The following is a 24,075-nucleotide window of genomic DNA, read 5'->3' as shown; positions in this document are numbered from 1 at the left end:
AACAGGAATCCGGTCGAGTGCTCGCCATTCGCTCCCGGATCCGTACGCGCACGGTGCCGGGCCCGGCGACCGCGTGGGCGGCCGGCGGGCCCGGCACCGGGTCGGGCGGCGGGCTGCGCGTCAGCGGTTCTTCCGTGGTCAGGCGCGGGGCGGGTCGTTCTGGTCGCGATCCGATCCCAGTTGCTGCTTCAGCTTGTCCTGGCCGGTGTCGACGTGCTTGCTGTACTTGCCCTGCGTCCGGTCGTCGACCATGTCTCCGGCTTTGTCGACGCCCTTTCCGGCCTGGTCCTCGTGGCCCTTGAGCATCTTCTTGATCTTGTCCAGCGCGGACATGGCGGATCCTCCTCGCGTCGGCTTCCCCCCACGTGTCCAGGGTCACCGCACATCGCCGGGTCCGCATCCGCGAGCGACGCCGGGCGGTCCGTGCGCGGTCCGAGGGGCGCCGGACGTGTGAAGGACGCCTGGGTGGGCAGATACCGGGTTACCAGGAGGAGGTGGTGGCCGTGGGCCGCATCCAGATCGTCCGCCGTCCGCAGCCCCCCACGGGGCCGCCCCCGCTGGACCTGCGAACACCCTCCGGCCGGCCCCTGCCCTACTGAGACCACGCGCGGCCGCGCCCCGGTTCCGTGCCACGTGGTGTGGGCGGCCACGGCATGGACGAGGCACCTTCCGAGAGCTCGCGCCGGGCCCGTCCTCGCCGTGCCCAGCCTCCGGCGGGGCGCACGCCCTGAGCCCGAAGACTGCCGGAGCGTAAGCTCCGTAGGCATGATCGATCATTCGGAGCACGGCCCCTCCGCCCGCCGGACGAACTGGGCCGGCAACATCGCCTTCGGCGCGAAGCAGCTGCACACACCAGCCTCGATCGCCGAGCTTCAGGACCTCGTGTCCGCCGGGACGGCCGTCAGGGCGCTGGGCACGGGCCACTCCTTCAACACCGTCGCCGACACCCGCGGTGCGCTCATATCCGTGGCGGGCCTGCCCCGCTCCGTCGAGATCGACCGGGGGGCCCGTACCGCCACGGTGAGCGCCGGAATGCGCTTCGGGGAGCTGACCGGAACCCTGCACGAGAGCGGGCTCGCGCTGCACAACCTGGGCTCGCTGCCCCACATCTCCGTGGCCGGCGCGTGCGCGACCGGAACTCATGGTTCCGGAGTGGGCAACCGCGCCCTGGCGGGAGCTGTCGGCGCGATCGAGCTCGTCACCGCGGACGGCGGCATCAGGACCCTCGAGCGGGGCGACGCCGACTTCCCCGGGGCCGTGGTCTCACTGGGCGCGCTCGGAGTGGTGACCCGGCTGACCCTGGACCTCGTGCCCGCGTTCGAGATCCAGCAGTGGGTGTACGAAGGGCTCCCGCAGGAACAGCTGCTCGGCCGGTTCGACGAGGTGATGTCCGAGGCCTACAGCGTCAGTCTCTTCACCGGCTGGCACGGCGGCCCGATCGACCAGGTCTGGCTCAAACGGCGTGTCGAGGCCGGCACCTCGGGAACGGCCCCGCACCGGTGGCACGGCGCGAGCCTCGCGCGGGGGCCGAGGCACCCGGTCCCCGGCGTGGCCGCCGGGCACTGCACGGAGCAGCAGGGCGTTCCCGGACCATGGCACGCCAGGCTCCCCCATTTCCGCCTCGAATTCACCCCGAGCAACGGAGACGAACTGCAGTCCGAGTACTTCGTCGCCCGTCAGGACGCCGTCGCCGCCTACGAGGCCCTCGACCGGATCCGGCAGGACTTCGCGCCGCTGCTCCAGATCGGGGAGATCCGGACCGTGGCCGCCGACGACCTGTGGCTCAGCCCTGCCCAGGGAAGGGACTCCGTGGCGTTCCACTTCACCTGGGTCCCCGACACCGCGGCGGTGACGCCCGTCCTGGGGGCTGTCGAGGAGGCCCTCGCCCCGTTCGCGGCCAGGCCGCACTGGGGCAAGGTCTTCACCACGCCGCCCGGCGTGCTCCGGGAGCTCTACGACCACTACGCCGACTTCGAGCGGCTGGCCGAACGGTTCGATCCCACCGGAACCTTCCGCAACGATTTCCTGGCACACCACTTCCCGCGTACGGACGACTAGTCAGGTCGGTGCCGAGGACCGTCGGACCAGCCCTCGGGCGACGGCCGAGGCGCCAGCTGCTCCACGAGGGCCGCCAGCTCCTCGCAGGCCAGTTCCGTCTCGTGACGGATGTTGTTGTGCTCGGTCACGATGGCGGCGAGGAGGAGTGCGGTGAGGGCCACACAGCCGTTGAGGACGCACAGGTTCAGCATCACCTCGAGCACCGAGTGGCCGGCGAACGGTCCGACACCGTCGGTTCCGGCGATGATCGCCATGACGGACATCAAGAGGGCGCAGGGGGCGCTGCCGGCCAGCTGGAACCGGAGCGCGGCCCAGACGAGCACCGGGAAGAGGAGGTAGATCATGGACAGTGAACTCCTGGTCGCGACAGTGGTCGCCGCGACCGCGACGAGTGCGAGCGCCAGGGCCTCTGCCCACCGGTCGTCCGTCCGGGGCAGGCGCACCTTGCGCAGGACGAGCAGCAACGGGGTGACCATGAGCACGCCCATGGCGTCCCCCGCCCACCAGGCCGCCCAGACCGGCCAGAACTGGGACGCCGACTGGCCGCCGCTCAGCACCTGGACCCCCGTGCCGGTGGTCGCGCTGATGGCCATGCCGCCCAGAGCCCCCAGAAAGACCAGCGCGACCCCGTCGCGCAGACGGTCCAGCTGCATACGGAAGCCCACGGTCCGCAGGGCGAGGAAGGAGCACAGGGGGGCCAGTGTGCTGCCCGCGGCGACAGCGACTCCCCAGAGGGTGAGCCCGCCGCTGATCGACATGATCGTCAGCAGCGCACCGGCCGTGAGTCCGGGCCAGATCCGCAGACCCAGATACAACAACGAGGCCACGGCGATGCCGGAAGGCGGCCACAAAGGGGTGACGACCGAGCCCTGCACCTCGACCTGCCGGAGGAGACCCAGCTGCGCGGACGCGTAGTAGACAGCGGCGATGCCCAGTATCTGCAGAACGAGCACGGCTCGGCGTCGGGTCCTCTCGCTGCGCATCACGCGTCTCATAAGACACCGCCCTTGACGGCGGGTCGCTGTGACACGCGCGGCAGGTGGCTCAGGTGCTCACCCGGGCCCCAGGGTGGCCTCGTGGCGAAGAACCAGGACGGCGGCGTCGTCCTCATGGCCGGTGAGCACCGCGGCCTCGAGCACCTGGTCCGCAAGCTCCTCTGCGTCCGCGACGGCGTGGGAGCTCACCAGGCGCCTGATCCGGTCCAGTCCGTCGTCGATCGTCAGTGAGGGCCCCTCGACGACTCCGTCGGTGAGCAGGACGAACGAGCCGGTCACGTCCAGGTCGCGCCGGGCGACCGGGTAGTGCTGATGAGGCTCGATACCGAGCGGGAGGCCGCCCGCGTCGGCGGTGACTCCCGAGCGTCCGTCGGCCGTCGCCCACACGGAGGCGACATGACCCGCGCGGGCGCTCCGCAGTTCCCGGCTCTCCGGATCCAGCCGGAGGAAGGAGCACGTCGCGAAGAGGGTGGAGTTCATCGACATGATCAGATCGTTCGTGCGGCCCATCACCTCACCCGGATCGGACGTCGAGCCGGCGATGGCGCGCATGGCGATCCTGATCTGCCCCATGAAGGCCGCCGCCTCCACGTCATGCCCCTGGACGTCGCCGATCGCCAGGCCGAGCGCCCCGTCCGGCAGCAGGAATCCGTCGTACCAGTCCCCGCCGATGTCCAGCCCGTCGCGCGCGGGAGCGTAGCGGGCGGCGGTCCGGAGCCCGGGGAAGGACGGCAGGGTCGCGGGCAGCATGTCGCGCTGCAGCGCCTGGGCCAGTTCGACACGGGCCTGGTGCAGCTCCACCTCCTGCCGGGCACGGGCAGTCAGGTGCTGCAGAGTGCTGAGCAGGTCCTCGGCGCTGGCCGACCGGGGAGTTCGACGCCGGTTCATGGGCCGCTCCGCGTTGCGATAGTTCCTGCATCATATTTCGGCGTCGGAACTCCTGCGAGCGCTGTGCGGGCGGCCCGGACCCCAGGTGCTCCCCGGTCCGCCCGGCGGGTCAGCCGGCCTTGCCGAGAGATGCTGTGAGGCGGCCCAGGGTCTCCTGGAGGGCCAGGATCTCCTCGACCGACAGACCCGTGGCCCTCAGGATCGTCCGGGGGACGGGGAGTGCGCGCTCGTGCAGCTCCGACCCGGCGTCCGTGAGGTGGACCGTGACCGACCGTTCGTCCTCGGAGCTGCGCTCACGTCTGACGAGACCGGCCGATTCCAGCCGTTTCAGCAGGGGCGACAGCGTGCCCGAGTCGAGGTGCAGCCGTTCGCCGATCGTTTTGACCGGAAGCGGACCGTGCTCCCACAGGACCATCATCGCCAGGTACTGGGGATAGGTGAGGCCGAGGTCCCGGAGCGCTTCCCGGTAGACGCCCCCGAAGGCGCGGGAGGCAGCCTGCAGCGAGAAGCAGACCTGGTGGTCCAGCTTGAGCAGCTCGGAGTCCGCCAGCTCGGTCGGACCGGGCGCGGGGGGCGGTGTCGGCGTCATGGATCCAGGATAACCTGCCGCCCATCATTGAGTTGTGTGCAATTGAATTGTGTGCAACTATCTGGGGGTGATCGGTCCGCGGTCACCGTCGTACGAGAGAAGGCCCCCATGGACGCGCTGTACACCGCTGCTGCCACCGCGAACGGCCGTGAAGGCCGGGCAGTGAGCTCGGACGGGCAGATCGACCTCGCGCTCGCACTGCCGCCGGCCCTCGGTGGCGACGGTAAGGGCACCAACCCGGAGCAGCTCTTCGCCGCCGGATACGCCGCGTGCTTCGCCAGTGCGATGAGCGCGGTCGCCCGCGAGATGAAGGTCGACACCAAGGACGTCTCGGTGACGGCCGAGGTCTCGATCGGCAAGGACGACTCCGGGTTCGGCCTCGCGGTCGTCATGCGTGTCGAGCTGCCCGAGGCCCTGGAAGGGGAGACCGGGCGGCGTCTGGTCGAGGCGACGCACGCCTACTGCCCGTACTCCAAGGCCACGCGAGGCAACATCGACGTGGAGCTCGTGATCGAGTAGCGGAGCCGGTTCCCCGCCCTGGGCGGGCGGGGAACCGATCCTGCAGGGGAGACAGGAGTCGAACCTGCGGCATCCGGTTTTGGAGACCGGCGCTCTGGCCTCTGAGCTACACCCCTTCGGCGTGATCAGCATCGCAGTCGCCGCAACCTCGGACAACCGGTTTTCCGGTGCAAACGTCCCCGCTACCGGGGACCGCCCCCAGGCGCTCCGGACGCGACGCGTACACTCGGCTCCCGTTTCCGCTGATTGGCGGGCATAACCGATCGATAGGCAGTTTCACGTGAGTTCCACAGAGGCATCCGACGCACCGATCTACGCCGGTCTGGTGGAGGAACAGGGCGACGTGCCGGCCGAGGTGCGGCGGGTGGCCGAGGAGACCCTGCTGGAGGTTGAGAGCGCGCTCGACTTCAGCGCGGTCCGCGCACCGGCCGCGGCCCGCTGAGTCCGTTCGGCCGCGTACCGGTCCCGTGCCGGCCGGGTCCGGATCATGACGGGTCCCCGTGGGCAGGATCACTGCGTCCTGGTTCCTTACCTTTCGGAGCGCCGCGTGACCGTCAGCCTGCACCACTCAGCCACCGTCCTGTTCCAGGGCGACAGCATCACCGACGTGGGCAGGCTGGCGGAACGGGACTGCCCCCTGGGCAACGGCTACGTCCGGATGGCCGCCGAGTCAGTGACGTCCGGGCGGCCGGACAGTGACATCACGTTCCTCAACCGAGGTGTCGGCGGTGACGGCGTCGCGGATCTGCGTGCACGGTGGCGTGAGGACGCGCTGGACCTCCGGCCGGACGTCGTCTCGGTCCTGATCGGCGTGAACGACACCTGGCGCCGCTACGACTCGGGAACCGTCACCTCGGTGCGCGCGTACGAGGACGACTACCGTGCCATCCTCACCCAGGTCCGGGATGCGACGGGTGCCCAGCTGATCCTCATCGAGCCCTTCCTCGTGCCGGTGCGGGACGAGCAGTGGGCCTGGCGCGAGGACCTGGACCCCAGGATCCATACGGTCCGACGGCTGGCCGAGGAGTTCGACGCCGCGCTGCTGGCGGCGGACGGCCTGCTCAATCAGGCGGCACGTGCCGCCGGCGGCGCCGAGGCCATCGCCGGTGACGGGGTCCACCCGACTCCACTCGGGCACTACCTCCTGGCGGAGGCATGGACGGCGCTGGTGGAGCTGTGAAGCGCGGGTCCCAGGAGAACCGGAATCATGGCCCAGACGGTCTTGCCCGTCACGGTGGGCCGTGACCAGCCCCATGAGCTGCTCAGCGCGTCGATGATGCGCAGGCCCCTGCCCCGCTCCAGGGACTCGTCCGCCCCGCGCAGCACGGGCACCTCGGGGCTGGGGTCGGTCACCGCGCAGACCAGCTTCCCGTCCTGGCAGGCCAGTCCCAGCCGGGCCGTCGGGAGCTCGGGGCGCTCCGCCGTGGGCTGGATCCCGTGACAGACCGCGTTGCTCACCAGCTCGCCCGCCACGAGGGTCACGTCGTCCGCGCACGAGCGCAGGCCCCAGCACTCGAGCGCCTCACGGACGAACGCCCTTGCCTGGCGCAGGCTTTCAGGATCCGCGCCCAGACGGCGCGTGGTGAATCCAGGGGCGCCGATGCCGAGATCCCGAGCCAGCTCCTCGTGCGGGTCCGCGCTGGCGGAGGCCGGACAGGGCGTGAGAGCTGTCGCTCCGTGACGTGGTGTGTTCTCCGCGTACATGAGCGCTGATCACCCTCCGCTGAAGGCCGGTTCGTGGTGTCGTGAGGTCCGGACGACCACTAGTATCCTCGCCGTCCGCGCATGCAGTGCAATTGCATCCGGAATTGCACCCAGGGGTGTGAGTCAGGGACACCTGTTCACCCGGCGCGGGCTCTGGTGGCGCACCAGGACGTGGCCAGCACGACGAGAAGGAATGGACCGCATGCAGCACTTCGACAACGGTGTCTCCGCCAACTCCCTGCCCGGCGTGGAGTGGAGGAAGAGCCATCACAGCAACCCCAGCGGGAACTGCGTGGAGATGGCGCTGCTGCCCGGCGGTGAAGTGGCCGTCCGTAACTCCAGGTTCCCCGAAGGCCCCGCCCTCGTGTACACGGGGGACGAGGTGCGCGCGTTCCTCGCGGGTGTCAGGGACGGCGACTTCGACGCCATGGCCGGCTGAACTCGCCGCAGGGCGGGCCGAAAAGGCGCGGAACTCTCGCAACGGCCGGGCCTTCCCGGGGCTCCTGATGGCACACTGGCGTCAAGACGCCCGTCCTCAGGAGTCCGCATGCCCGGCATCGAACCGCTTCAGCCGTCCCGGAAGCCGACGCTCGCCTCGGCCACGGCGGCCAGCCCCACCGCGTTACGCCTGGTACTGGGCGCGCAACTGCGGCGCATGCGTGGCGAGGCAGGCATCACCCCTGATGTCGCCGCCGACCGGATCCGGTGCTCGACGGCCAAGATCAGCCGGATGGAGACAGGGCACTCCCCCTGCAAGGAGCGCGACGCCGCGGATCTCCTCACGCTCTACGGCGTGAGCGATCCGGCCAGAACGGAAGAGTTCATCGACCTGGTGCGGAGGGCGGGACAGCGCGGATGGTGGCGCAACTACGCCGACGTGCTGCCGGACTGGTTCGAGCCCCTGGTCGGTCTGGAGGAGGCCGCCGCGTCCATCCGTACGTACGAGGGGCATTACGTTCCGGGACTGCTGCAGACAGCCGACTACGCCTACGCGGTGGTCCGTTCCGGACATGCCCTCGAATCGGAGGAGATCACCCGGCGCCGGGTCGAACTGAGGCTCAGGCGGCAGAAGTTGCTTCAGCGAAGCGATGCGCCGAAGCTCTGGGTGCTGCTGGACGAGGCGGTACTGATGCGCCCCACGGGTGGCGCCCGGGTGATGCGTGAGCAGCTTGTCCACCTGCTGGAGATGACTCGGCTGCCGCATGTGATCGTGCAGGTGGCCCCTTTCGAGGTGACCGCCCACACTTCTCCGGGCAACGGCATCACGTATCTGCGGTTCGCGATGGACGGGCTCCCCGATGTCGCCTACATCGAGCACCTGACCAATGCCACGTCCGTGAACAAGCAGGAGAGCACGGACGAGTACCGCTGGATCCTCGACTCGCTCAGCGCCCAGTCGCCGAGCCCGGTGGCGAGCAGGAAGCTGCTGAGGCAGGCACTCGAGCGCTACAGCTGAGTACCTGCCCCGCAGTCACTGATCCCGCGTCACACGACCCACGTCACCACTTGCGGGCGACGCCACCGAACTCGATCCACTCCTTGGTCTCCTGCTTCGGCGCCAGATCCGAATCCGGTCGCCACGTCGAGACCTCCACCAGGCCCGGGGACAACACGTCCAGGCCCTCCAGGAAGCCGTGCACGTCGGCCTGCTGACGGACCCGCCCCCACTGGTTTCCGGTGCTCTTCGCCATGAAGTCCGTGACGAAGTCGCGGGTCGCGGCGTCCTCACTCACGAGCTGGCACACCACCAGGAAGCTCCCAGGGGCCAGTCGCTCCGCCACACGTCGGACCAGACCCGCGGGGTCGTCCTCGTCGGGGATGCAGTGCAGCACGGACACGAACAGGGCTGCCACCGGCTCGTCGAAGTCTATGAGCCGAACCACTTCCGGATGGGAGAGGATTCCCTCGGTGTCCCTCATGTCCGCCTGGATGACCGCGGTCCGGTCGTTCTCCTCGAGTATGGCCTTGCCGTGTGCCAGGACGATGGGGTCGTTGTCGATGTAGGCGACCCTGGCGTCCGGGTCCACGAGCTGGGCGACCTGGTGGACGTTGTCCTGGGTCGGCAGGCCGGACCCGTGGTCGATGAACTGGCGTATCCCGTACTCGGAGGCCAGGTGGTGCACCACGCGCCGCAGGAATCTCCGGTTGTTCACCGCGAGGACCTTGGTGCTCGGCACACGCTCCAGCAGGTGCTCGCACGCGACCCGGTCGGCCGGGTAGTTGTCCTTGCCGCCCAGGTAGTAGTCGTACATCCGCGCGACGCTCGGCACGTTCACGTCGATGTTCTTCGGAATGGAGGTGTCCCCGTGGCTCATCCAGCCCCTCGCGGTTCAAAGAGAGTGAAGTCGGTGTGTGGTCATGCTAGGGATCTCGTCGGGTGGCAGACAGCCCTCGGGGGAGTGAGGCAAGGGTGCAGGGTGCCTAATCGGCCACAGGAGTTCGAGGGGGGATGGCCCCTTCGGCCCGGCCCGTTGCTTCAAGAACGAACAGCTTTCCTCGACGGGCCGTCAACATGACCTGATGGGAGCCCTATTGTCATGTAGAAGGCAGATCTCAGGACTTCGGTCGCATCCGGTCGGAGCCGCATTCCAAGGCGGCCGGAAATCGGCGGCAGATGACGCTCCTGGACATCGTGGGGGCGGTCCGGAAAACAACGTCCCTACCGCGTCGGACGATCCCCGCTGGGACATGGCGGTCTATCGTGACCCCCATGTCCGCTCCTGAGCTGATCCGTATCGTCTCCCGTGACTCACCCATGGCCCTGGCTCAGGTCGAGCGCGTCAGGGCCGGCCTCGCGGCCCTCCACCCCGCAACCGTCACCGAGGTCGTCCCCGTCCGGACCACGGGCGACAAGTGGATGGGGGATCTCTCGAAGGTCGAAGGCAAGGGCGCCTTCACCAAGGAGGTCGACGCCGCGCTGCTCGCCGGGGAGGCGGACCTGGCGGTCCACTGCGTCAAGGACATCCCCGCCGACCGCCCGCTGCCCGCCGGCACGACGTTCGCCGCGTTCCTCGAACGCGACGACATCCGTGACGCCCTCGTGCACCCGGACGAACTCACGCTCGATCAGCTTCCCGAGGGCACCCGCATCGGCACGTCGTCCGTTCGCCGGACAGCACAACTCGCCGCTTCGCACCCCCATCTGGACTGTGTCCCTTTCCGCGGCAACGCCAACCGGCGACTGGCGAAACTGGCCGCGGGGGAGGCCGACGCGCTGCTCCTTGCCGTCGCGGGTCTCCACCGCATCGGCCGGCCCGACGTGATCAGCGACATCCTCACCCCGGAGACGATGTGCCCCCCGATCGGCGCGGGCGTTCTCGCCCTGCAGTGCCGCGAGGACGACACGGCGACCATCGAGGCCGTCGGCGCACTCAACCATCCGGGGACCTATCGGGAGATCACGGCGGAGCGCATGTTCCTCCACGTCCTGCAGGGCCACTGCAACTCGCCGATCGCCGGATACGCCACAGCTCACCGCAACGGCGACCTCTCGTTGCGTGCCTGCGTGTTCACTCCGGACGGCAAGACGGTCCTCAACGCACACGAATGGGCCGGTCCGCTCGACCCCGCCACGCTCGGGACCTCCGTGGCCGTGTCCCTGCTGCGGCAGGGCGCACGTGAGCTGATCGACTCCATCGCGCACTGAGCCCAGGTCTCCGGCTGCCCCCTGTGCGTACGGCGCGGGACTGCCGAACGGTGTACGAACACCCGATTGCGCGCCGGAGGTGCCTGTCCGGCTGCCGAGCGGCCGGGGGGCGAGGATCCTGGGAGGCACTGCCATCCCGGGGCGCGCCGCGCCGCCCCGTCGTATCGGAGGAGATCCCATGGCCCGGTTCGAGGTGACGGTCGACATCGACCGTCCCGTCGCAGAGGTTTTCGCCTTCCTGGCGGACGGCGAGAACGACATGAAGTTCAGCCCTCGTGTCCAGGACATCTCCAAGACCCCGGCCGGCCCGACAGCGGTGGGCACCGTGTTCCGCAGCACGGTCAAGGATGCCGGCATGACGACCCGGCGTGAGTTCCGGATCAGTGAACTCGTCGCGCCGACGCGCATCCGCTGGAACGAGGTCTCGACGAATCTCGTGACCGCCCGTGAAGGCGGCTACGACCTCGAAGCCCTTGCCGATGGCCGAACCAAGGTGCGTATCTTCAACGATCTGGAGGGGCACCGACTGGGCAAGCTCCTCGTGGGGCTCGCCGTGGCGGCCGCACGAAAGGACGCCCCCGCCTTCGGGCAGCGGATCAAGGCCGCGGTGGAGGCCTCCTGACCGGAGCGGCCCACCGGGCGGCGTACGGCTCCGCATCGCCGGGCCGCGTAGGGTCGGGCCCATGGTGCACGTACTGAGCAGCAGGGTATTGCTGAGGCCTCGCGACCCTGAGGCCTCCCGTGACTTCTACGGGCGAACGCTCGGACTGTCCGTCTACCGGGAGTTCGGTTCCGGCCCCGAACGTGGAACGGTGTACTTCCTCGGCGGGGGCTTCCTGGAGTTGTCGGGGCGCTCGGAGGTACCGCCGACCGAGACGCTGAGACTCTGGATGCAGGTCGAGGACTGCGCGGCGGCGTACGAGGAGGTGGCTGCCCACGGGGCACACGTTCTCCGGCCGCCGCTCCAGGAGCCCTGGGGGCTGATCGAGATGTGGATCGCCGACCCCGACGGCCATCGGATCGTGCTGACGGAGGTACCCGCGGATCACCCGCTCCGCTACCGCCCCTGAGCGCCGGGAGGCTTCTGCCCGGCGAGAGCGGTGAGCGCGACACGGGCCGCCTCGGCGACGAGCGCGTCCTGCGGCTTCGCTCCGCGAGTGGACCGACGGGACAGCACGGCGATGGTGACCGGCGCCGACTCCGGTGGCCAGAGGACTGCGATGTCGTTGCGGGTTCCGTAGCCGCCCGTACCGGTCTTGTCGCCCACCGGCCAGTCGGCGGGGGCTCCCGCGCGGATCAGGGCCCCTCCGGTGGTGTTGCGCCTGAGCCAGTCGGTCAGCACGGCCCGCTTCTCCGTGCCGAGGACGTCGCCGAGCGCGTACGCACGCAGATCGGTGGCGAGTGCACGAGGGGTGCTGGTGTCGCGTGGGTCACCGGGCGCCGCCTCGCTGAGATCGGTCTCGTAGCGGTCGCAGCGGGTGGTGCGGTCACCGAGGGCGATGAGCGCGTCCTGAAGGCCACGGGGCCCACCGATCTCGTCGAAGAGGAGATTCGCCGCGGCGTTGTCGCTGTGGCGGACGGCGGCGTCACACAGTGCACGCAGGGTCATACCCGCGTCCACGTGCCGTTCGGTGACCGGGGAGTTGGCGACGAGGTCGCCGGGCCCGTACCGTACGCGCCGCTCGAGCTGCTGAAGCGTGTGTCCGTCCAGCACCGCACCCGCCAGCAGTGCCTTGCAGGTGGAGGCGTAGGCGAACCGCTCGTCGGGGCGGTGGGTGACGGACGCGCCGCTACCGGTGTCGATCGCGTACACCCCGAGCCTGGCCCCGAACCTCCGCTCCAGTTCCTGGAACGCGCGCCCCGGGCGCTGTCCGGGACCTCCGGTCGGCGAGGGGGCGGGCGGCGCGGCAGCCGGGTGGGCGGTGTCGCAGGCGGCGATCGGGAGGGCCACGAGGCCGACGAGAGCGGAGAGCGCGGCGCGGCGGGGGAGGGTGGGCACGGGGACGGCGACTTCCTTGCTCCGTGGGGCGGCGCGTGGCCGACGGCCGATCCGCCCCCATGCCGGGAGATCGGGGGCTCGGCATGCGTCCGCCAGCGTTCTTGCTGCCCAGCGTAGGGCGTTGGCTTCCCGTTCCGGCGGACCTGCCGACGCGCGGGCGGTGTCGTGCGGAGGAGCAGCCGCGCGTCGTGCCGTGCGGGGGGACGCCGAACGCGTTCCCCCGCGCACCACCTCCGGGAGCCGGTCGTCCTCGCCCGGCCCTGTGCCACGACCTGTGGGAGTGTCAGGTCAGCAGACAGGGCGTACCTCTGTCGGGTCATGGTGGGCAGGGCTCTGCGGGTGCAGGCGTATCCGGGTGATCCCGTCCTCGCCGGCGGGGCCGGAGCCGGACTTGTCTAGCACGTAGGCGGTGCCGCCGTCGGTCACCTCGACGTGGTTGGGGTACGCATCGGTGGTCACGGACTCCACCACGGCCCCCTTGCGCGGGTCGACCACCGACACGCTTGCGGCCAGCCGGTCGGCGACCAGGACGCGGCCCGAACACGCCTCCACGGCAACGGACTTCGCTCCCTTCCCCGTCCGCACAGACGTGGCGACGACGCCCTTCCGCAGGTCGACGACGGACAGGGTCCCCGAGGTCTGGTCGGCCGTGTACGCGCTGCGCCCGTCGGTGGAGAGTGCGATCGAGAGCGGTCCTTCGCCGGTGGGAATCAGGCGCGGGGTCCTGGAGCCGGGAGCGACCTCGATGATCTGATCGTTCGTGAAGTCGGCCGCGTAGACCGTGCCCGTGCGTTCGTCGACCGTCAGCCCGGTGGGCCCGCCCCCCTCGACGGTCACACGCCTGACCTCCTTGAAGGTGCGGGTGTCGAAGGCGACGAGAGCACCGTCGCCGAAGGCGCTCGCCCATACCAGGTCGCGCTTCTCGTCCACGACGACCTCGCGGGAGTGGTTCACGTTCTGACGGGTGACGAGGTGCCTGCCCGTGCTCTGGCTGTAGACGGCCACCGAGTTGTCGCGGGTGTTGGTGACCCAGAGCGTGTCGTGCTCGTCGTCGACGTCGATGCCGTAGACCGCCTCGACCGTGCCGCTCGTGGGCGGCGTGTACGCCGCTTGCACCTCCAGGGTGCCGGGATCGATCCGCAGCAGCTGGGAACCGGTGACCGGGGCGGGAGGCTGCCCGACGGAGGCGGTCGCCCAGAGGACGCCGTTACGTTCGGAGTAGGCGGACTGGTAGAGGCCTGGTGCGAGCGGGACCGACGTCACGTGCGAGCCGGGCGGGGTGCCGGCACCTTCTGTGCCGCCACCTGCCGCCGCGGTTCTGGTGAGCGTGAAAACGCTGCCGACCGCGAGTGTGACGGCGATTGCGGCTATGCGGCGGACACGGCTATTGGGCGAGTCCATCTGTGCTGTTCTCCCTGGACGCGCGCTTCTCGAAGCGCCCGTCGTGTCGGGCGCGTTCGGTCCGCGCCTTCTTGTCCGATGCCGGCCGGTCGGCCGGCCCGAGGTCCTGGGCATCCAGGTGGAGGAACATGTGCCGAGCGACGTCCTTCCGGCGCGCGGCCACCGCGTGCAGCTCCACAGCTCAGTAAAATTTAGGTAAGGCTAAGCTAACTTTTGCTCAGGGGTCAATCACGCCTCGACCATCCGGTGGGGCATGATGAGGTCATGCGGACGCGACCTGTGCTGATCTACGACGGAGACTGTGCTTTCTGTACCTCTTCCGTGAGGTTCGCCGAGCGGCGTCTCCGGCCGCGCTGCGAGATCTCTCCCTGGCAGTTCGCGGACCTGGACGTCCTCGGCGTCACCCAGGAGCGGGCGGAGTACGAACTCCTGTGGGTGACACCGGCCGGAGCGGTCCACGGGGGTGTGCAGGCGGTCGCCAAGCTGCTCCAGGACGCCGGGCGAGGCTGGGTCGTCCCAGGGGTGCTGCTCTCTCTTCCGCCTTTCCGCTGGATCGCGCACGGTGTCTACCGGCTCGTCGCGAACAACCGCGAGCGGATGCCGGGCGGAACGCCGGCCTGTGCGCTGCCTGCGGACCGCCGGTCGGGCACACGGGCGCCCTCGGGGCATGCCGAGTGACGAGAGCGGTATGTCCGGCCGGCGGTGAGGGCGGGGTGAGTGCGGAGCGGACACGCCCTCCGCACGGGCGTGTCGGTCGATCGTGGCTAATTCTGCGGCGGCAGTCGTCGAGTGGTCGGCTGCGCGTTCCTCTGGGCCTCGACCGGCCGCCGCTCTGTGTGTGAGGTCGTCCGCCGGCGAGTCTGCCCGCACGGCCGTGCGTGGCGTGTGATCCGCCGGCGGACACAGTCGTCGTGCCCGGCCCGCCGCCCCTGAAGGGGCGGCCTGCCGGGGCTTCGGATCAGAGCTGGAATTCGGCGGGGGAGAGCCCCAGCGTCGTGCATGCCTCTCGGAGGATCATGTGCTCGGCCTGCGAGAAGTTGCCGTCGGCGCCGGCGATGACGATGCCCGTCTGGAGCACGGCCCTGGCTTCCGTCGGCTTCTTGGCCGTCTTGGCGATCTCCTGGATCGCGTCCGCCTTGCCCTGCTGGAAGTTGAGAGTCAACTGGTCCGCGTGCTTGTTGAAGCGCTGACGCAACTGCTCCGGCGGGAAGTTCTGGAGGACTTCGTTGCCCAGGATCAGGGACTCCACATGCCGGCGCTCGGCGGGGTCCACATGCCCGTCGGCGGCCGCGACAAGCGCACACATCGCCATGCTCGCGTCGCGGTAGGCGCCGCTCTTCAGCTCCGTCTTGAGAGATGCGAGCTGTGACTTCAGAGTGCTGACCAGCTGGGCGCGCGAGCCGCCCCCCGGGCCCCGCCCGGCGCTTCCTCCAGGTGCCTGCCCGCGTGCGCCCTGGCCCTGCTGCAGCGTCCTGGCCTGATCCTTGAGTCGGTCCCACACTGCCATCGAGGTCACCTCGGTCTTCGTCTGAGTTGTCGGTCGCGAGCCCGTTCGCTCACCCGGCCAACGGACGATCGCGGGTAAAGGTTCCGCAAAGTCGCGGAGCTCCTGCGTCGCGGTCGCCGGTCGGCTCGCTGCGCCCCGGAGGCGTCGTCGTCGACGATGGTCCGCCCCGTCGAGTCGGAATGCGGGCCTTCTTGACGATCGGTCAGGCCGGGCGCGGCGCAACCCGTGGCCCCGCTGCCGCGTGAGCCGCCACCGCCGGGAAGGGGGCCCAGAGGCGGAAGTCCGAAAACTTTTCGTCGCCCGGCAGGCGTCCGACCGGCCAGGATCCCGCGAGGAGCCCGATCCCGCGGTGATCGTCCCGTACCTCTACGTGTATGCGGTGCAACCATCCGAGTCGTTCGAGGGTCACATCAAGTGGGAGCAAACAGCTCTCAGGGACACAAGGGGGAAATATGAGAACTGCGCGTAATGTCGCGGCTGTCGGAGCGGCCACCGCACTGCTCGTGGGTGGCACGGCCGCGTTCGGCGCGACGGCCTCCGCCGCGCCGAACGTCACACCGCAGGGTGTCTGCGGCAAGGCGTACAAGACCGTCAACTCGGTCCCCGTCGGCTCGCTGGGCACTGTGTACCTGACGTACAACTCCTCCAACGGCCGGAACTGTGTCGCCACCATCCGGACCAACCCGGGTTCGGCCAAGCCGATGTCCGCGTACATCTACGTCCCCGCCACCGACGAGTGGGCCGGGGACGACGGAAGCTTCACGTCCTACGCCGGACCGGGCTACGTCTACGGCAAGGGCTACTGCGTGAGCTGGGGCGGCAGCATCGCCAACGTCTACGTGTCGGTGGAGAACTCCAACTGCGCGGCCCTCAAGGAGCAGCGGACCACCGAGATCCGCTGATTCCGGGTCCTCGGCATCGCGAGGACTCGCGCTCACGGGCATCCCCTCCGGCTCCAGCGGTGGAGGACGCCCGTGCCCGAGGGCAGCGGCGGGCCGGGCAGAACGTGTGCCCGGCCCGCCGTCGTCCGCGCTTCCCCGCTCAGTGGCGCCGCCGGGCCGACCGGACCCGCCGACGCCCTGAGCGGGTGGCCGGTGGCCCGGAGCCGACCGACAATGGCAGGCAGGCAGCTGACCACGAGCCTGCGCCGAAGTTCTCATGCGGGAGAGGGGTGCGGAATGAGCGCACAGCCCCGACGCGTGCGGCACCGGCCCTGGTCACCGCCGCCCCCGCCTGGAGCAGGAGCGGTCCGGGTCGAGGGCGCGGTGTGAGCGCCGAGGCCGGGAGGGCGGTGATCCTGCGGAGGTCCCTACGGGTGACCGTCGCGGCGAGCATCGGCTTCTACCCGCTGCTGTATCTCGCCGAGCTGCCGGCCGCGGCGCTCTACGCCCTCTTCGCACCCATCGCCATCGGCCTTCTGTCGGCCATCCCAGGATCCGGCTGAAAACAGGCCTTCGTGGTGTTGCGCGCGCTGCCGCCCGCGCTGGGTCTGGCTGCGCTGGGAACGCTTCTCGCGGCGGACACCTGGGCCGCGACCGGAGGCATGCTCGTCATCGGATTCCTCCTGGCGTTCGCCGCTGTGGCCGGCCCGCGACCGGCCGGCGCCGCACCCGGGCTCCAGCTCTTCTACATCCTCGCCTGCTTCCCGCCCTACGCTCCGGACGCCCTGGGCGAGCGACTCGCAGGGCTCGCCGCAGGCATGCTGCTCCTTGCCGCATCGCATGTCCTGCTGCCCGATCCACCCGTTCCCTCCTATCGCAAGCGGCTGTCGGCCGCGCTCGCGACGGCGGCCTGCGGAGCCACCACCGGCGAGGTGACTGCGGAGAACCTGCGCGACACGGCTTCGGCGATGCGGCTCTCACGCGTCCCGCCCTCGGAACGCCCCGCCGGTGCGGGCCGGACCGACCGCGCACTGGAACAGGGCGGCCGCGCCGTACGCCGGCTACTGGACCAGCTGGCCGGGCTCGCCGAGATGCCGCCGGCAGCCCCCGACCACGCGTCCGACGCCCTCCTCGGCCGGGTCGCGGTGGTGTGCGACACCAGCGCGGACCACCTGCGCACGGGGCGCCGCCCGCCGGCGCCGGGAGCCCTGGAACAGGCCATGCGGAACTTCCAGTCGGAACGTGTCCGCACGGCTCCCGGACCGGCTTCCCCAGGCCGACCGGCTCCCGAGCCGCCCACTGCCGGAACGAACGGCCGAACGCCCCCTCTCACCGTGCTCCGGCGGCAGTCGCGCGTGCTGGCGCTGGCCGAGTCCGCACGGATCGTGGAGGTCACCGTCGGCATCGCGGCGAACGGCAGGCCGAAAGACCCGCCCGCACCTCGCGATCTGTTCTGGTACGCGGAGCTCTCCAGCCCGAAGCTGTGGGCCCGTCGTGTCCTCGGTAACGTGACGCTCCGCTCCGTGCTCTTCCAGAACGCCGTGCGGACCGCTCTCGGTCTCGCGGCCGCCCGGCTGGTGGCCGGCTCCTCGACCTGGACCACGGGTTCTGGGTGCTGCTGGCCGTGCTGACCCTCGGGCGGACGACCGTGGGAGCGACCTGGCGGGCGGCACGGCGGGCGCTGGCCGGCAACGCGGTCGGAGCGCTGGCCGCAGGGGCACTCCTGATCGGCCTCGGGGCCCGCACGGACGCCTACGCGATCCTGCTCGCCCCCGCGATGCTGGTGGGATTCTCGCTCGGACCGATGCTGGGCACCGCTTACACACAAGGGCTGTTCACCCTGGTCGTGGCAACGGCGTTCGCCCAGATGGCGCCGGTCACCTGGCGGCTGTCGGAGGCCCGGATGGTCGACGTGGCCACCGGCAGCGTGATCGGCCTCCTGTGCGGCCTCCTGGCCTGGCCCGCCGGGGCCGGGCGGGAGGTCCGCCGCGCCATGGCGGAGCTGCTGCGCACCTGCGGCGCGCTCGTACCGCCCACCGCGGAGGCCCTGCTGGTCCCGTCGCCCGGATCGCGGGCCTTGCCGAAGACACTGCCGAGCCTGCACCGGCTCCGCCTCGCGGAGGCGGCGTACGCCCAGTACCGCAGCGAGGCGGGAACCGGTTCGAAGGACGCCGAACCGGACTGGCACGCAGTCCTCATCGCCGCACATCACATGCTCCTGGGCGCGCACCGGCTGCCCCGCTTCGGCCTCCGCCCGAGCACCGGCCCGCCGAACCCCTCCGCCATCCGGGCCCGCGCCGCCGCGGCCGGCCTGCACGCGGAGGCCGACCGGATCGCCTCCTTGCTCACGGGCGGTCACCCGGTGTCGGCGCCACGCCCGTCGCCGGAACCGGAGAGCTACTCACCGGCCTCCCTGTCCGTCGACCTGGAGGTGTGGCTGACAAGTCTCGGCCGACAGCTCGCACGCATCGACGCCTCGGTGACGCGCCGGCCGACCCGAGCTCAACCGTGACTCGGCCTGCTACGCGCGCCTCGCACGCCCCGCACGTCCGGGGTGTCATCGTTGGGCGTCCATCGACGCCCCGGACGAAGGCGAAGGGCCCGGCCCGGGGTGAGCACACCCGCCCGGACGCACGCCGAGGACGACGGGGTGCACGGCGACCGACCGGACCGAGGTGACCGACCATGGCGGACGAGAGAATCCAGCACCCGAGCCTCATCGTCCCGGCCGGGCACGTCGAGCCCGTGCCACGCCGCATCCGGGGGACGATCGGCGGAAGCACCGTGTTCGACACGCGGCGCGCACTGTACGTGTGGGAGTGGCCCCCCTACCCCCAGTTCAGCATTCCGGTCGAGGACCTGGCCGAGGGCGTGCTCACCGACGACGGCCACACGGAGGAACGGGGCGCCGGGCCCGCGCGGCGCCACACCCTGCGGGCCGGCTCCGAGGTCCGCGAGGGAGCGGCATGGGTGTGGGTGGACGGAGCCCCGTCCGCCCTGCTCGGCACCGTCCGCTTCGAGTGGGAGGCGCTGGACTCCTGGTTCGAGGAGGACGAACCGGTCTTCGTCCACCCGAGGAGCCCGTACTCCCGCGTGGACGCGCTCCGTTCCTCCAGCAGCGTCCGTGTGGAGCTGGACGGTGCCGTGCTCGCGGAAGCGCCCGGCTGCGTCAAACTGTTCGAGACCGGCCTGCCGACCCGTTACTACCTCGACCTCACGCACGTCGACCGGGCACGGCTCCGTCACTCGGACACGGTGACCCGCTGCCCGTACAAGGGCACCACGAGCAGCTACTGGTCCTTCGACAGCGCCATCGCCACCCACGAGGACATCGCCTGGGCCTACGACTTCCCGACGGCACACGTCAACCGCATCGCCGGCCTCGTCGCGTTCTACGACGAGCGCGTGGATCTGTACGTCGACGGCGCGCGGCTGCCGCGAACCTCCGGCAGGGCAGGAAAGCGCCCCGGGGACTCCGTGGCCGCACACGACAGCCGGCCGGATCTCAGAGGCCGGTGACCTTGGAGCTCGCCGAGAGCTCGTAGACCAGGGTGACCGAGCGGTGGCCGTCGGGCGGAAGAGCGACATCCCATCGGGCGATGCCTTCGGCGTCGACCGTGTCGGGCTCGGGCTCGCACGATTCCTTCCGCAGACGTGTCTCCACGGCCGACACCTCGGAGACCGGAAGACGCTCCCGTACGGTGACCACACGGTCTCCCCGCTCGCCCGGGGGCGAGAACCGGGACAGGTGCAGCCGGACCGTACGTGTGATGACGGTCCGTTGGGTGAGCCCGGCCGTTTCCCTTGTCTCTTCCGCCTGCCGCACCACCCGGTGGTCGTCGCGGCTGCCGAAGGCGAGTTCGCAGGAAGCACCGGGGGCCGAGAAGTCCAGCGTGCCGCGGCCGATGAATCCGCTGTCGCGGACGAGGTCGACGGGTCCGGCGAGCAGCGCGTGGCCGGCCCGGTTGTCGAACCGCACCACCTGCGTGACCAGTGGCGACAGTTCCGGGGAACAGGCGTATTCGCTGCGCGCCGCCGTGGTGAAGCCGGACAGCGGCACGCGGTGCGCGCGGCCGTCACCGGGGACGGACACCCGGGTGGGGGACCGCAGCACCCGTGCCTCGCCGCCGTCGTCCACCCCCGGCAGACCGAGCACCGAGGCCGAGCCGAGGGCATGCGTCTCCTCCTCGCGCAGTTCGACACCGACCGTGCGCCGCTCAGCGGCGGAGCGGTCCGTGAGGGTCAGCCGGTCCTCACCGAGCGACGGCGGTTCGGTGGCGAGCGCCGAGCGCGCCGTGGACAAGGTCAGCCGCACGTCCGACCAGTCCTCGCCGGTGCGCTGCCAGACCATCGCGTCGGTCTCCAGCGTCAGGGAGTCACCGCCGAGCACCGCGCGGTAGGCGGGCCGCCACAGGGCGCACGGGGTGAGGTGGCTCAGACGCAGCTCGACCGGACCGGCGGCGGCCGACTCCACGGTCAGCTCGATGTGGGCGACGAGTTCTGCGGGCTCGTCCTCGGCCAGCCGCATCGCACGCTCGGCCTCTCCGCGTTCGTCGCCGACAGCGGCCAGCCGGGCTTCCACGGCGCGCAGTTGCTCGCCGCACGAGGCACGTTCGTCGTCGGCCCGGTCCAGTTCGCGGGACCAGCGGGCGCTGTCCGTCTCTCCGGCTCCGGCGCCCTCGCCGATCTCGCGCAGCAGATCCGTGGCGAGTACGGCCAGCAGGTGCCGGCGCGCGTGGAGTCGCTCGCGCCTCTGTTCCAGGTCGAGTTGCTCCCGTACGAGGGCGTGCACCCGCAGGCTCAGAGCGGAGTCGCCATCAGGGTCCGGCACGGGCCCGCGCGGCGTCCAGCTGCGGGTGAGCCGGACGTCGAGCACGGTCGCGGAGTGGCCGGCGGACAGTTCGGCGTGGAGCGTCCGGTCGACGGCCAGGGCGCTGACCGGTCCGAGACGCAGCCGCTGCACCCCCGCTGCCAGATCGAGTACGACTACACGCTCGACATGGGCCCGATCCTCCAGGCAGGTCACCGCCGTGACGGGCAGGGCGATCGGGTTCTTGGTCGTGGTCATGGCGTGTGTCAGCTCCTGCGGTTGCCGCCGGCGACGGCCCTGCCGGCCGGTATCCGGATCTCGTAGCCGCCGTCGAGTTCGGTGGTCCCGCCGGCGGGGAGGTCGACCCGCCAGATACGGGTGCCCGCGGCAGGGGGATCCTGTACGGACCCACCCTCGGGCCGCGTCCAGTCGGCCCGCTCCTCGATCCTGACGTCCGGATCGGAGGTGACGGGCACCCGCTCACGCACCTCGACGGTGACGGGGCCGGCGAGGCGGTTGGCCAGCTCCACGTGAACCCGATGGTCGAGGACGGTGGTGCTGTTGCGCAGTCCCGAGGTCGACTCGTGAAGGTTCGTGCGGCGGACGACCTGGATGCCCTCGACCGGTCCGAGCCCGACCTGGCGCACGCCGCCGGGGGCGAGCGTGGGCAGTGCGGCGGTCAGCAGGAAGTCGTCGTCGACGGTGACCTCCACCGGGCCGGCGAGGAGAGCTTGGTCCGAGGAGTTGGAGAGGATCAGGGACGAGTAGACGGTCTGTTCCACGGACGGTGTGCAGAGGTATTCGGTCTGCGTGCCGAGGGAGATCTCGCCGATGGTGACGGTGTGCCAGGTGCCGTCCGACGGGATGTCGGTGCGGGCAGCGGTGTCGAAGCGGTGGTCGAAGGAGCCCGCTGATTCGCGTGGCCTCACCGCGTGGCCGGGCAGCGGCAGCACGGCCACCGATTCGGCGCGGTGGCGGTGCCCGGTCGCCACCGGGTCCGATGGGGCGCCGGGGAACAGCCGGCCCCTGCGCCCGCCCTGCTCGTCGGGACCGCACAGGACCAGAGCCGAGTAGTCGAGCTCCGCTCCGCTCGGCTGCGGTGGGCCGGTCGGAGGGGCCGGAGGTGCCGAGGGCGGCGGGGGAGCACCGCCGGGAGCGGCGGGGGCGGGAGCTCCCGAGGGCCTGCCCCCCGGACGATGCGGCTCGGCCTTACGCGCCCTTGCGGCCGGTGCCGGGGCGGGCACATGTCTGCCGAAGCGTTCGGGGGAGGCGCCCCCCGCGCCGCCGGCTGCCGCGAGTGAGGCCGGAGGCCCTCCGTAGCCCTGCGGCGCGGGCAGCGACGGCGGAACGGGCGGAGGTAGGGAGGGAGCTGCCGGCCCGGCAGCCGGGGCAGGGCGACGGGGGGCCGTGTCGTATCCGGTGAAGAGGTCGGCGAGGCCCGCCGGCGGCTCGCGCCATCCGGCGGGTGCGGGGGCCGGCTGGCTCCGCCCGATCCGGACCGAACGTAGCTTCGGCAGACCGGTTCCGCGTCGTAGGTCTGCCGTGGCCAGGCCCAGGGACACGTCGGTCCAGTCCTCACCGGTGCGCTGGGCCACCGAGGCGCGAAGCACCAGACGGCCGCTGCTCTCCCCCTGACGGTAGGTGAGACGGTATGCGGGCGCCCAGACGGCACCCGGCACCCCGTACTCGAGTTCCAGCCCGACCTCGGTGTCCGGGTCCCCGGTGCCGGTGACGTCGAAGGTGAGGAGGGCCGAGACGGTGGTCTCCACATGAGCCGGCGGTACGTCGGTCGAGGCGCGGGCGAGCCTGTCCACGGCGATGCCGAGCTCGTGCTCGGTGCCTCGCAGGGCGTCCTCCAGCTCGACGAGGCGGGCGTGCAGTCGCGTGAGCCGCTCGTCCACGAAGCCGGCGAGTTCCAGCCACGCATCGACCGGAGTGCGACGACGGGCGTCCTCGGGCAGGCGGGGTGGCGGGACGGGGCCCAGCGATCCGATCTCCTCGATCAGACTCAGCTGGTGGTCCCGGCGCCCTCGTGCCGCGGCGTGTTCGTCCCGCAGCCGCTCGACCTCTTCGCGCAGGCCGCCGGCCGCAGCCGTGTCGAGAGGCTCCGCCTCGACCTCGACGCGGGCCTCACTGACTCGCACCCCGCGGGCGTCCGGGATCCGGGCCCGCAGCGAGGCCGGATCCAGGGAGCGGGGCAGGCCCGTCACCCGTACCCTGCCGTCGGGCGGCACGACGCCCCGGGCCAGGCGGCGGCAGACCGCACCCTGCTCGTACACCACCACGGAATCGAGGTGGGACCCCCACCGCCGCGCTGCTTCGATCGTCATGTCCTTCGCCCCCGTTCGCGCCGGGCCGAGTGTACGCCCGGGCAAATCCCTGTGCGTCAGGCCCCGCAGCCGTTTCCGCCGCCCAGGGCCCAGGCCTCGATGTCGCGGTAGTGGATCGGTCCGGGGCTGCGGGCGACGTTGCTGCCCACCAGGTGCAGGCGCTCGGCAGGCCACTGCCTGCCGTCGAACGCGGCGACCCCCTCGGCGATCTCCGCCATCGAGGACCGGTCGCCGCGCCGGGCCCGGGCGAGGGTCAGGTGGGGGCGCAGGGGGCGGTCCTCGAAGGCGACACCGCAGCTCTTGACCGTGCTACGCACATCGGCGGCGAGCATGTGCAGTTCGTCGAGGTCGCCGTCCACGCCGGTCCACAGCACCCGGTCGTCGAAGGTTCCGCTGCCCCGCAGCGCCAGGCGGGGCGGCCGGTGTTCGGACGCGAGACGGGCGAGCGGCGGACGCAGGAGCGGAACGGCCGAGGTCGGGAGCTCGCCGAGGAACGCCAGCGTGATGTGCCAGTCCTCGATGCGGTTCCACCGCACATGAGGATGCGTGGCGTAGGCGGGGCGCAGTTCCCGGGCGAGCTCGTCCTTCGCCCGGTCGGGCGGGGCGAGGGCGACGAACACGCGAACGGTCGCGGGCTGGGTCTCTTCGTTCACACCCGACTTCGTACCGCATGCCGGTGGCGGGCCGTGGACCGGGTCCCGCCCTTCAGGCGCTCGCGGTCCGAGGAGGCGGCCCCCTGACGAGGCCG

24 protein-coding genes, 1 tRNA gene and 1 pseudogene are annotated in these 24,075 nt (G+C 71.0%); 13 read left to right on the top strand and 13 right to left on the bottom strand.

Annotated features, from left to right (window positions below):
• Positions 1-138: 138 nt before the first annotated feature.
• On the bottom strand, positions 139-333 hold the full coding sequence (locus P8A20_RS00880) for an antitoxin (RefSeq protein ID WP_147963054.1): 195 nt from the start codon (positions 331-333) through the stop codon (positions 139-141).
• Positions 334-765: 432 nt separating this feature from the next.
• Here P8A20_RS00880 and P8A20_RS00875 point away from each other — a divergent pair, with 432 nt between their 5' ends.
• Positions 766-2,058 carry an FAD-binding protein gene (locus tag P8A20_RS00875; RefSeq protein WP_147963053.1) on the top strand — a complete coding sequence of 431 codons (1,293 nt, stop codon included), beginning with the start codon at positions 766-768 and terminating at the stop codon, positions 2,056-2,058.
• Here the strand turns inward: P8A20_RS00875 and P8A20_RS00870 are convergent.
• The 3 genes from P8A20_RS00870 to P8A20_RS00860 all read right to left on the bottom strand — a co-directional run bounded on the left by P8A20_RS00870 (position 2,055) and on the right by P8A20_RS00860 (position 4,530).
• On the bottom strand, positions 2,055-3,044 hold the full coding sequence (locus P8A20_RS00870; protein ID WP_147963052.1) for an MASE1 domain-containing protein: 990 nt from the start codon (positions 3,042-3,044) through the stop codon (positions 2,055-2,057). The genes P8A20_RS00875 and P8A20_RS00870 overlap by 4 nt on opposite strands.
• A gap of 66 nt (positions 3,045-3,110) precedes the next feature.
• Positions 3,111-3,941 (bottom strand): PP2C family protein-serine/threonine phosphatase, encoded by an 831-nt coding sequence (locus P8A20_RS00865; RefSeq protein ID WP_306102646.1) that lies wholly within the window; start codon positions 3,939-3,941, stop codon positions 3,111-3,113.
• A 109-nt stretch (positions 3,942-4,050) separates the two neighbouring features.
• Positions 4,051-4,530, bottom strand: coding sequence for a MarR family winged helix-turn-helix transcriptional regulator (locus P8A20_RS00860; RefSeq protein WP_147961953.1), 480 nt, complete (start codon positions 4,528-4,530; stop codon positions 4,051-4,053).
• A gap of 108 nt (positions 4,531-4,638) precedes the next feature.
• Between P8A20_RS00860 and P8A20_RS00855 the strand changes: the two genes are divergently transcribed.
• Positions 4,639-5,049 carry an organic hydroperoxide resistance protein gene (locus P8A20_RS00855; RefSeq protein ID WP_147961952.1) on the top strand — a complete coding sequence of 137 codons (411 nt, stop codon included), beginning with the start codon at positions 4,639-4,641 and terminating at the stop codon, positions 5,047-5,049.
• Positions 5,050-5,092: 43 nt separating this feature from the next.
• Here P8A20_RS00855 and P8A20_RS00850 read toward each other — a convergent pair.
• Positions 5,093-5,165 (bottom strand) — tRNA-Trp (locus P8A20_RS00850).
• Between the two features lie 164 nt (positions 5,166-5,329).
• On the opposite strand from P8A20_RS00850, the gene P8A20_RS00845 reads away from it, so the two are divergent.
• Together P8A20_RS00845 and P8A20_RS00840 are read left to right on the top strand one after the other, a co-directional pair.
• Positions 5,330-5,491: a hypothetical protein gene (locus tag P8A20_RS00845; protein WP_014152347.1), complete on the top strand. Its 162-nt coding sequence runs from the start codon at positions 5,330-5,332 to the stop codon at positions 5,489-5,491.
• A gap of 105 nt (positions 5,492-5,596) precedes the next feature.
• Positions 5,597-6,229: an SGNH/GDSL hydrolase family protein gene (locus P8A20_RS00840; RefSeq protein ID WP_147961951.1), complete on the top strand. Its 633-nt coding sequence runs from the start codon at positions 5,597-5,599 to the stop codon at positions 6,227-6,229.
• Here P8A20_RS00840 and P8A20_RS00835 read toward each other — a convergent pair.
• Positions 6,187-6,753, bottom strand: coding sequence for an ATP-binding protein (locus P8A20_RS00835; RefSeq protein ID WP_147961950.1), 567 nt, complete (start codon positions 6,751-6,753; stop codon positions 6,187-6,189). The two genes, P8A20_RS00840 and P8A20_RS00835, sit on opposite strands and share 43 nt — an antisense overlap.
• Before the next feature lie 202 nt (positions 6,754-6,955).
• Here P8A20_RS00835 and P8A20_RS00830 point away from each other — a divergent pair, with 202 nt between their 5' ends.
• Entirely contained in the window at positions 6,956-7,192 is a 237-nt protein-coding gene (locus tag P8A20_RS00830; RefSeq protein ID WP_147961949.1) for a DUF397 domain-containing protein, read from the top strand.
• Positions 7,193-7,300: 108 nt separating this feature from the next.
• Entirely contained in the window at positions 7,301-8,209 is a 909-nt protein-coding gene (locus P8A20_RS00825) for a helix-turn-helix domain-containing protein (protein ID WP_147961948.1), read from the top strand.
• A 43-nt stretch (positions 8,210-8,252) separates the two neighbouring features.
• Here the strand turns inward: P8A20_RS00825 and P8A20_RS00820 are convergent, their stop codons facing one another.
• Positions 8,253-9,068, bottom strand: coding sequence for an SAM-dependent methyltransferase (locus tag P8A20_RS00820; protein WP_147961947.1), 816 nt, complete (start codon positions 9,066-9,068; stop codon positions 8,253-8,255).
• Positions 9,069-9,463: 395 nt separating this feature from the next.
• Here P8A20_RS00820 and hemC point away from each other — a divergent pair, with 395 nt between their 5' ends.
• The 3 genes from hemC (at position 9,464) to P8A20_RS00805 (ending at position 11,469) form a co-directional block, all read left to right on the top strand.
• Positions 9,464-10,399, top strand: coding sequence for a hydroxymethylbilane synthase (gene hemC, locus P8A20_RS00815; RefSeq protein WP_147961946.1), 936 nt, complete (start codon positions 9,464-9,466; stop codon positions 10,397-10,399).
• Positions 10,400-10,577: 178 nt separating this feature from the next.
• Complete coding sequence (locus P8A20_RS00810; protein WP_147961945.1) at positions 10,578-11,021, top strand: SRPBCC family protein; 444 nt, start codon at positions 10,578-10,580, stop codon at positions 11,019-11,021.
• A gap of 61 nt (positions 11,022-11,082) precedes the next feature.
• A complete protein-coding gene (locus tag P8A20_RS00805) occupies positions 11,083-11,469 on the top strand; it encodes a VOC family protein (protein ID WP_147961944.1) in 387 nt (128 codons plus the stop codon).
• Here P8A20_RS00805 and bla read toward each other — a convergent pair.
• Together bla and P8A20_RS00795 are read right to left on the bottom strand one after the other, a co-directional pair.
• Positions 11,457-12,398: a class A beta-lactamase gene (gene bla, locus P8A20_RS00800; protein WP_306102645.1), complete on the bottom strand. Its 942-nt coding sequence runs from the start codon at positions 12,396-12,398 to the stop codon at positions 11,457-11,459. The genes P8A20_RS00805 and bla overlap by 13 nt on opposite strands.
• 288 nt (positions 12,399-12,686) lie before the next feature.
• Positions 12,687-13,799, bottom strand: a complete 1,113-nt coding sequence (locus P8A20_RS00795) for a YncE family protein (protein ID WP_147964271.1) — start codon at positions 13,797-13,799, stop codon at positions 12,687-12,689.
• A gap of 264 nt (positions 13,800-14,063) precedes the next feature.
• Here P8A20_RS00795 and P8A20_RS00790 point away from each other — a divergent pair, with 264 nt between their 5' ends.
• On the top strand, positions 14,064-14,477 hold the full coding sequence (locus P8A20_RS00790) for a thiol-disulfide oxidoreductase DCC family protein (RefSeq protein WP_147964270.1): 414 nt from the start codon (positions 14,064-14,066) through the stop codon (positions 14,475-14,477).
• 280 nt (positions 14,478-14,757) lie between these two features.
• Here the strand turns inward: P8A20_RS00790 and P8A20_RS00785 are convergent, their stop codons facing one another.
• Positions 14,758-15,306: a tellurite resistance TerB family protein gene (locus P8A20_RS00785; RefSeq protein ID WP_147964269.1), complete on the bottom strand. Its 549-nt coding sequence runs from the start codon at positions 15,304-15,306 to the stop codon at positions 14,758-14,760.
• A 452-nt stretch (positions 15,307-15,758) separates the two neighbouring features.
• On the opposite strand from P8A20_RS00785, the gene P8A20_RS00780 reads away from it, so the two are divergent.
• From P8A20_RS00780 to P8A20_RS00770, 3 genes and pseudogenes are all read left to right on the top strand, one after another.
• Positions 15,759-16,208, top strand: a complete 450-nt coding sequence (locus tag P8A20_RS00780) for a spore-associated protein (protein ID WP_147964268.1) — start codon at positions 15,759-15,761, stop codon at positions 16,206-16,208.
• Between the two features lie 365 nt (positions 16,209-16,573).
• A pseudogene (locus tag P8A20_RS00775) lies at positions 16,574-18,699 on the top strand (FUSC family protein).
• A gap of 173 nt (positions 18,700-18,872) precedes the next feature.
• Positions 18,873-19,706, top strand: coding sequence for a DUF427 domain-containing protein (locus tag P8A20_RS00770; protein ID WP_306102644.1), 834 nt, complete (start codon positions 18,873-18,875; stop codon positions 19,704-19,706).
• Here P8A20_RS00770 and P8A20_RS00765 read toward each other — a convergent pair.
• The 3 genes from P8A20_RS00765 to thpR are packed head-to-tail and all read right to left on the bottom strand — an operon-like array spanning position 19,693 to position 23,980.
• Positions 19,693-21,255 carry a mucoidy inhibitor MuiA family protein gene (locus P8A20_RS00765; protein ID WP_306102643.1) on the bottom strand — a complete coding sequence of 521 codons (1,563 nt, stop codon included), beginning with the start codon at positions 21,253-21,255 and terminating at the stop codon, positions 19,693-19,695. The genes P8A20_RS00770 and P8A20_RS00765 overlap by 14 nt on opposite strands.
• Positions 21,256-21,263: 8 nt before the next feature.
• Positions 21,264-23,327, bottom strand: coding sequence for a DUF4139 domain-containing protein (locus P8A20_RS00760; protein WP_306102642.1), 2,064 nt, complete (start codon positions 23,325-23,327; stop codon positions 21,264-21,266).
• A gap of 56 nt (positions 23,328-23,383) precedes the next feature.
• Complete coding sequence (gene thpR, locus P8A20_RS00755; RefSeq protein WP_147962727.1) at positions 23,384-23,980, bottom strand: RNA 2',3'-cyclic phosphodiesterase; 597 nt, start codon at positions 23,978-23,980, stop codon at positions 23,384-23,386.
• Positions 23,981-24,075: the final 95 nt, after the last annotated feature.

Source organism: Streptomyces sp. Alt3 (genome assembly GCF_030719215.1).
In the GTDB taxonomy this organism is placed as follows: domain Bacteria; phylum Actinomycetota; class Actinomycetes; order Streptomycetales; family Streptomycetaceae; genus Streptomyces; species Streptomyces glycanivorans.
The sequence above is the reverse complement of the archived record's forward strand: the minus strand, read 5'-3'. Positions and strand labels throughout refer to the sequence as shown.

Coding starts and splice junctions, on each gene's coding strand:
- P8A20_RS00830 (WP_147961949.1), top strand. CDS start 6,956: ATGCAGCACTTCGACAACGGTGTCTCCGCCAACTCCCTGCCCGGCGTG.
- P8A20_RS00765 (WP_306102643.1), bottom strand. CDS start 21,255: ATGACCACGACCAAGAACCCGATCGCCCTGCCCGTCACGGCGGTGACC.
- P8A20_RS00760 (WP_306102642.1), bottom strand. CDS start 23,327: ATGACGATCGAAGCAGCGCGGCGGTGGGGGTCCCACCTCGATTCCGTG.
- P8A20_RS00770 (WP_306102644.1), top strand. CDS start 18,873: ATGGCGGACGAGAGAATCCAGCACCCGAGCCTCATCGTCCCGGCCGGG.
- P8A20_RS00865 (WP_306102646.1), bottom strand. CDS start 3,941: ATGAACCGGCGTCGAACTCCCCGGTCGGCCAGCGCCGAGGACCTGCTC.
- P8A20_RS00805 (WP_147961944.1), top strand. CDS start 11,083: ATGGTGCACGTACTGAGCAGCAGGGTATTGCTGAGGCCTCGCGACCCT.
- P8A20_RS00810 (WP_147961945.1), top strand. CDS start 10,578: ATGGCCCGGTTCGAGGTGACGGTCGACATCGACCGTCCCGTCGCAGAG.
- P8A20_RS00825 (WP_147961948.1), top strand. CDS start 7,301: ATGCCCGGCATCGAACCGCTTCAGCCGTCCCGGAAGCCGACGCTCGCC.
- P8A20_RS00785 (WP_147964269.1), bottom strand. CDS start 15,306: ATGGCAGTGTGGGACCGACTCAAGGATCAGGCCAGGACGCTGCAGCAG.
- P8A20_RS00860 (WP_147961953.1), bottom strand. CDS start 4,530: ATGACGCCGACACCGCCCCCCGCGCCCGGTCCGACCGAGCTGGCGGAC.
- P8A20_RS00880 (WP_147963054.1), bottom strand. CDS start 333: ATGTCCGCGCTGGACAAGATCAAGAAGATGCTCAAGGGCCACGAGGAC.
- P8A20_RS00790 (WP_147964270.1), top strand. CDS start 14,064: ATGCGGACGCGACCTGTGCTGATCTACGACGGAGACTGTGCTTTCTGT.
- P8A20_RS00820 (WP_147961947.1), bottom strand. CDS start 9,068: ATGAGCCACGGGGACACCTCCATTCCGAAGAACATCGACGTGAACGTG.
- P8A20_RS00835 (WP_147961950.1), bottom strand. CDS start 6,753: ATGTACGCGGAGAACACACCACGTCACGGAGCGACAGCTCTCACGCCC.
- P8A20_RS00855 (WP_147961952.1), top strand. CDS start 4,639: ATGGACGCGCTGTACACCGCTGCTGCCACCGCGAACGGCCGTGAAGGC.
- P8A20_RS00780 (WP_147964268.1), top strand. CDS start 15,759: ATGAGAACTGCGCGTAATGTCGCGGCTGTCGGAGCGGCCACCGCACTG.
- P8A20_RS00875 (WP_147963053.1), top strand. CDS start 766: ATGATCGATCATTCGGAGCACGGCCCCTCCGCCCGCCGGACGAACTGG.
- hemC (WP_147961946.1), top strand. CDS start 9,464: ATGTCCGCTCCTGAGCTGATCCGTATCGTCTCCCGTGACTCACCCATG.
- P8A20_RS00795 (WP_147964271.1), bottom strand. CDS start 13,799: ATGGACTCGCCCAATAGCCGTGTCCGCCGCATAGCCGCAATCGCCGTC.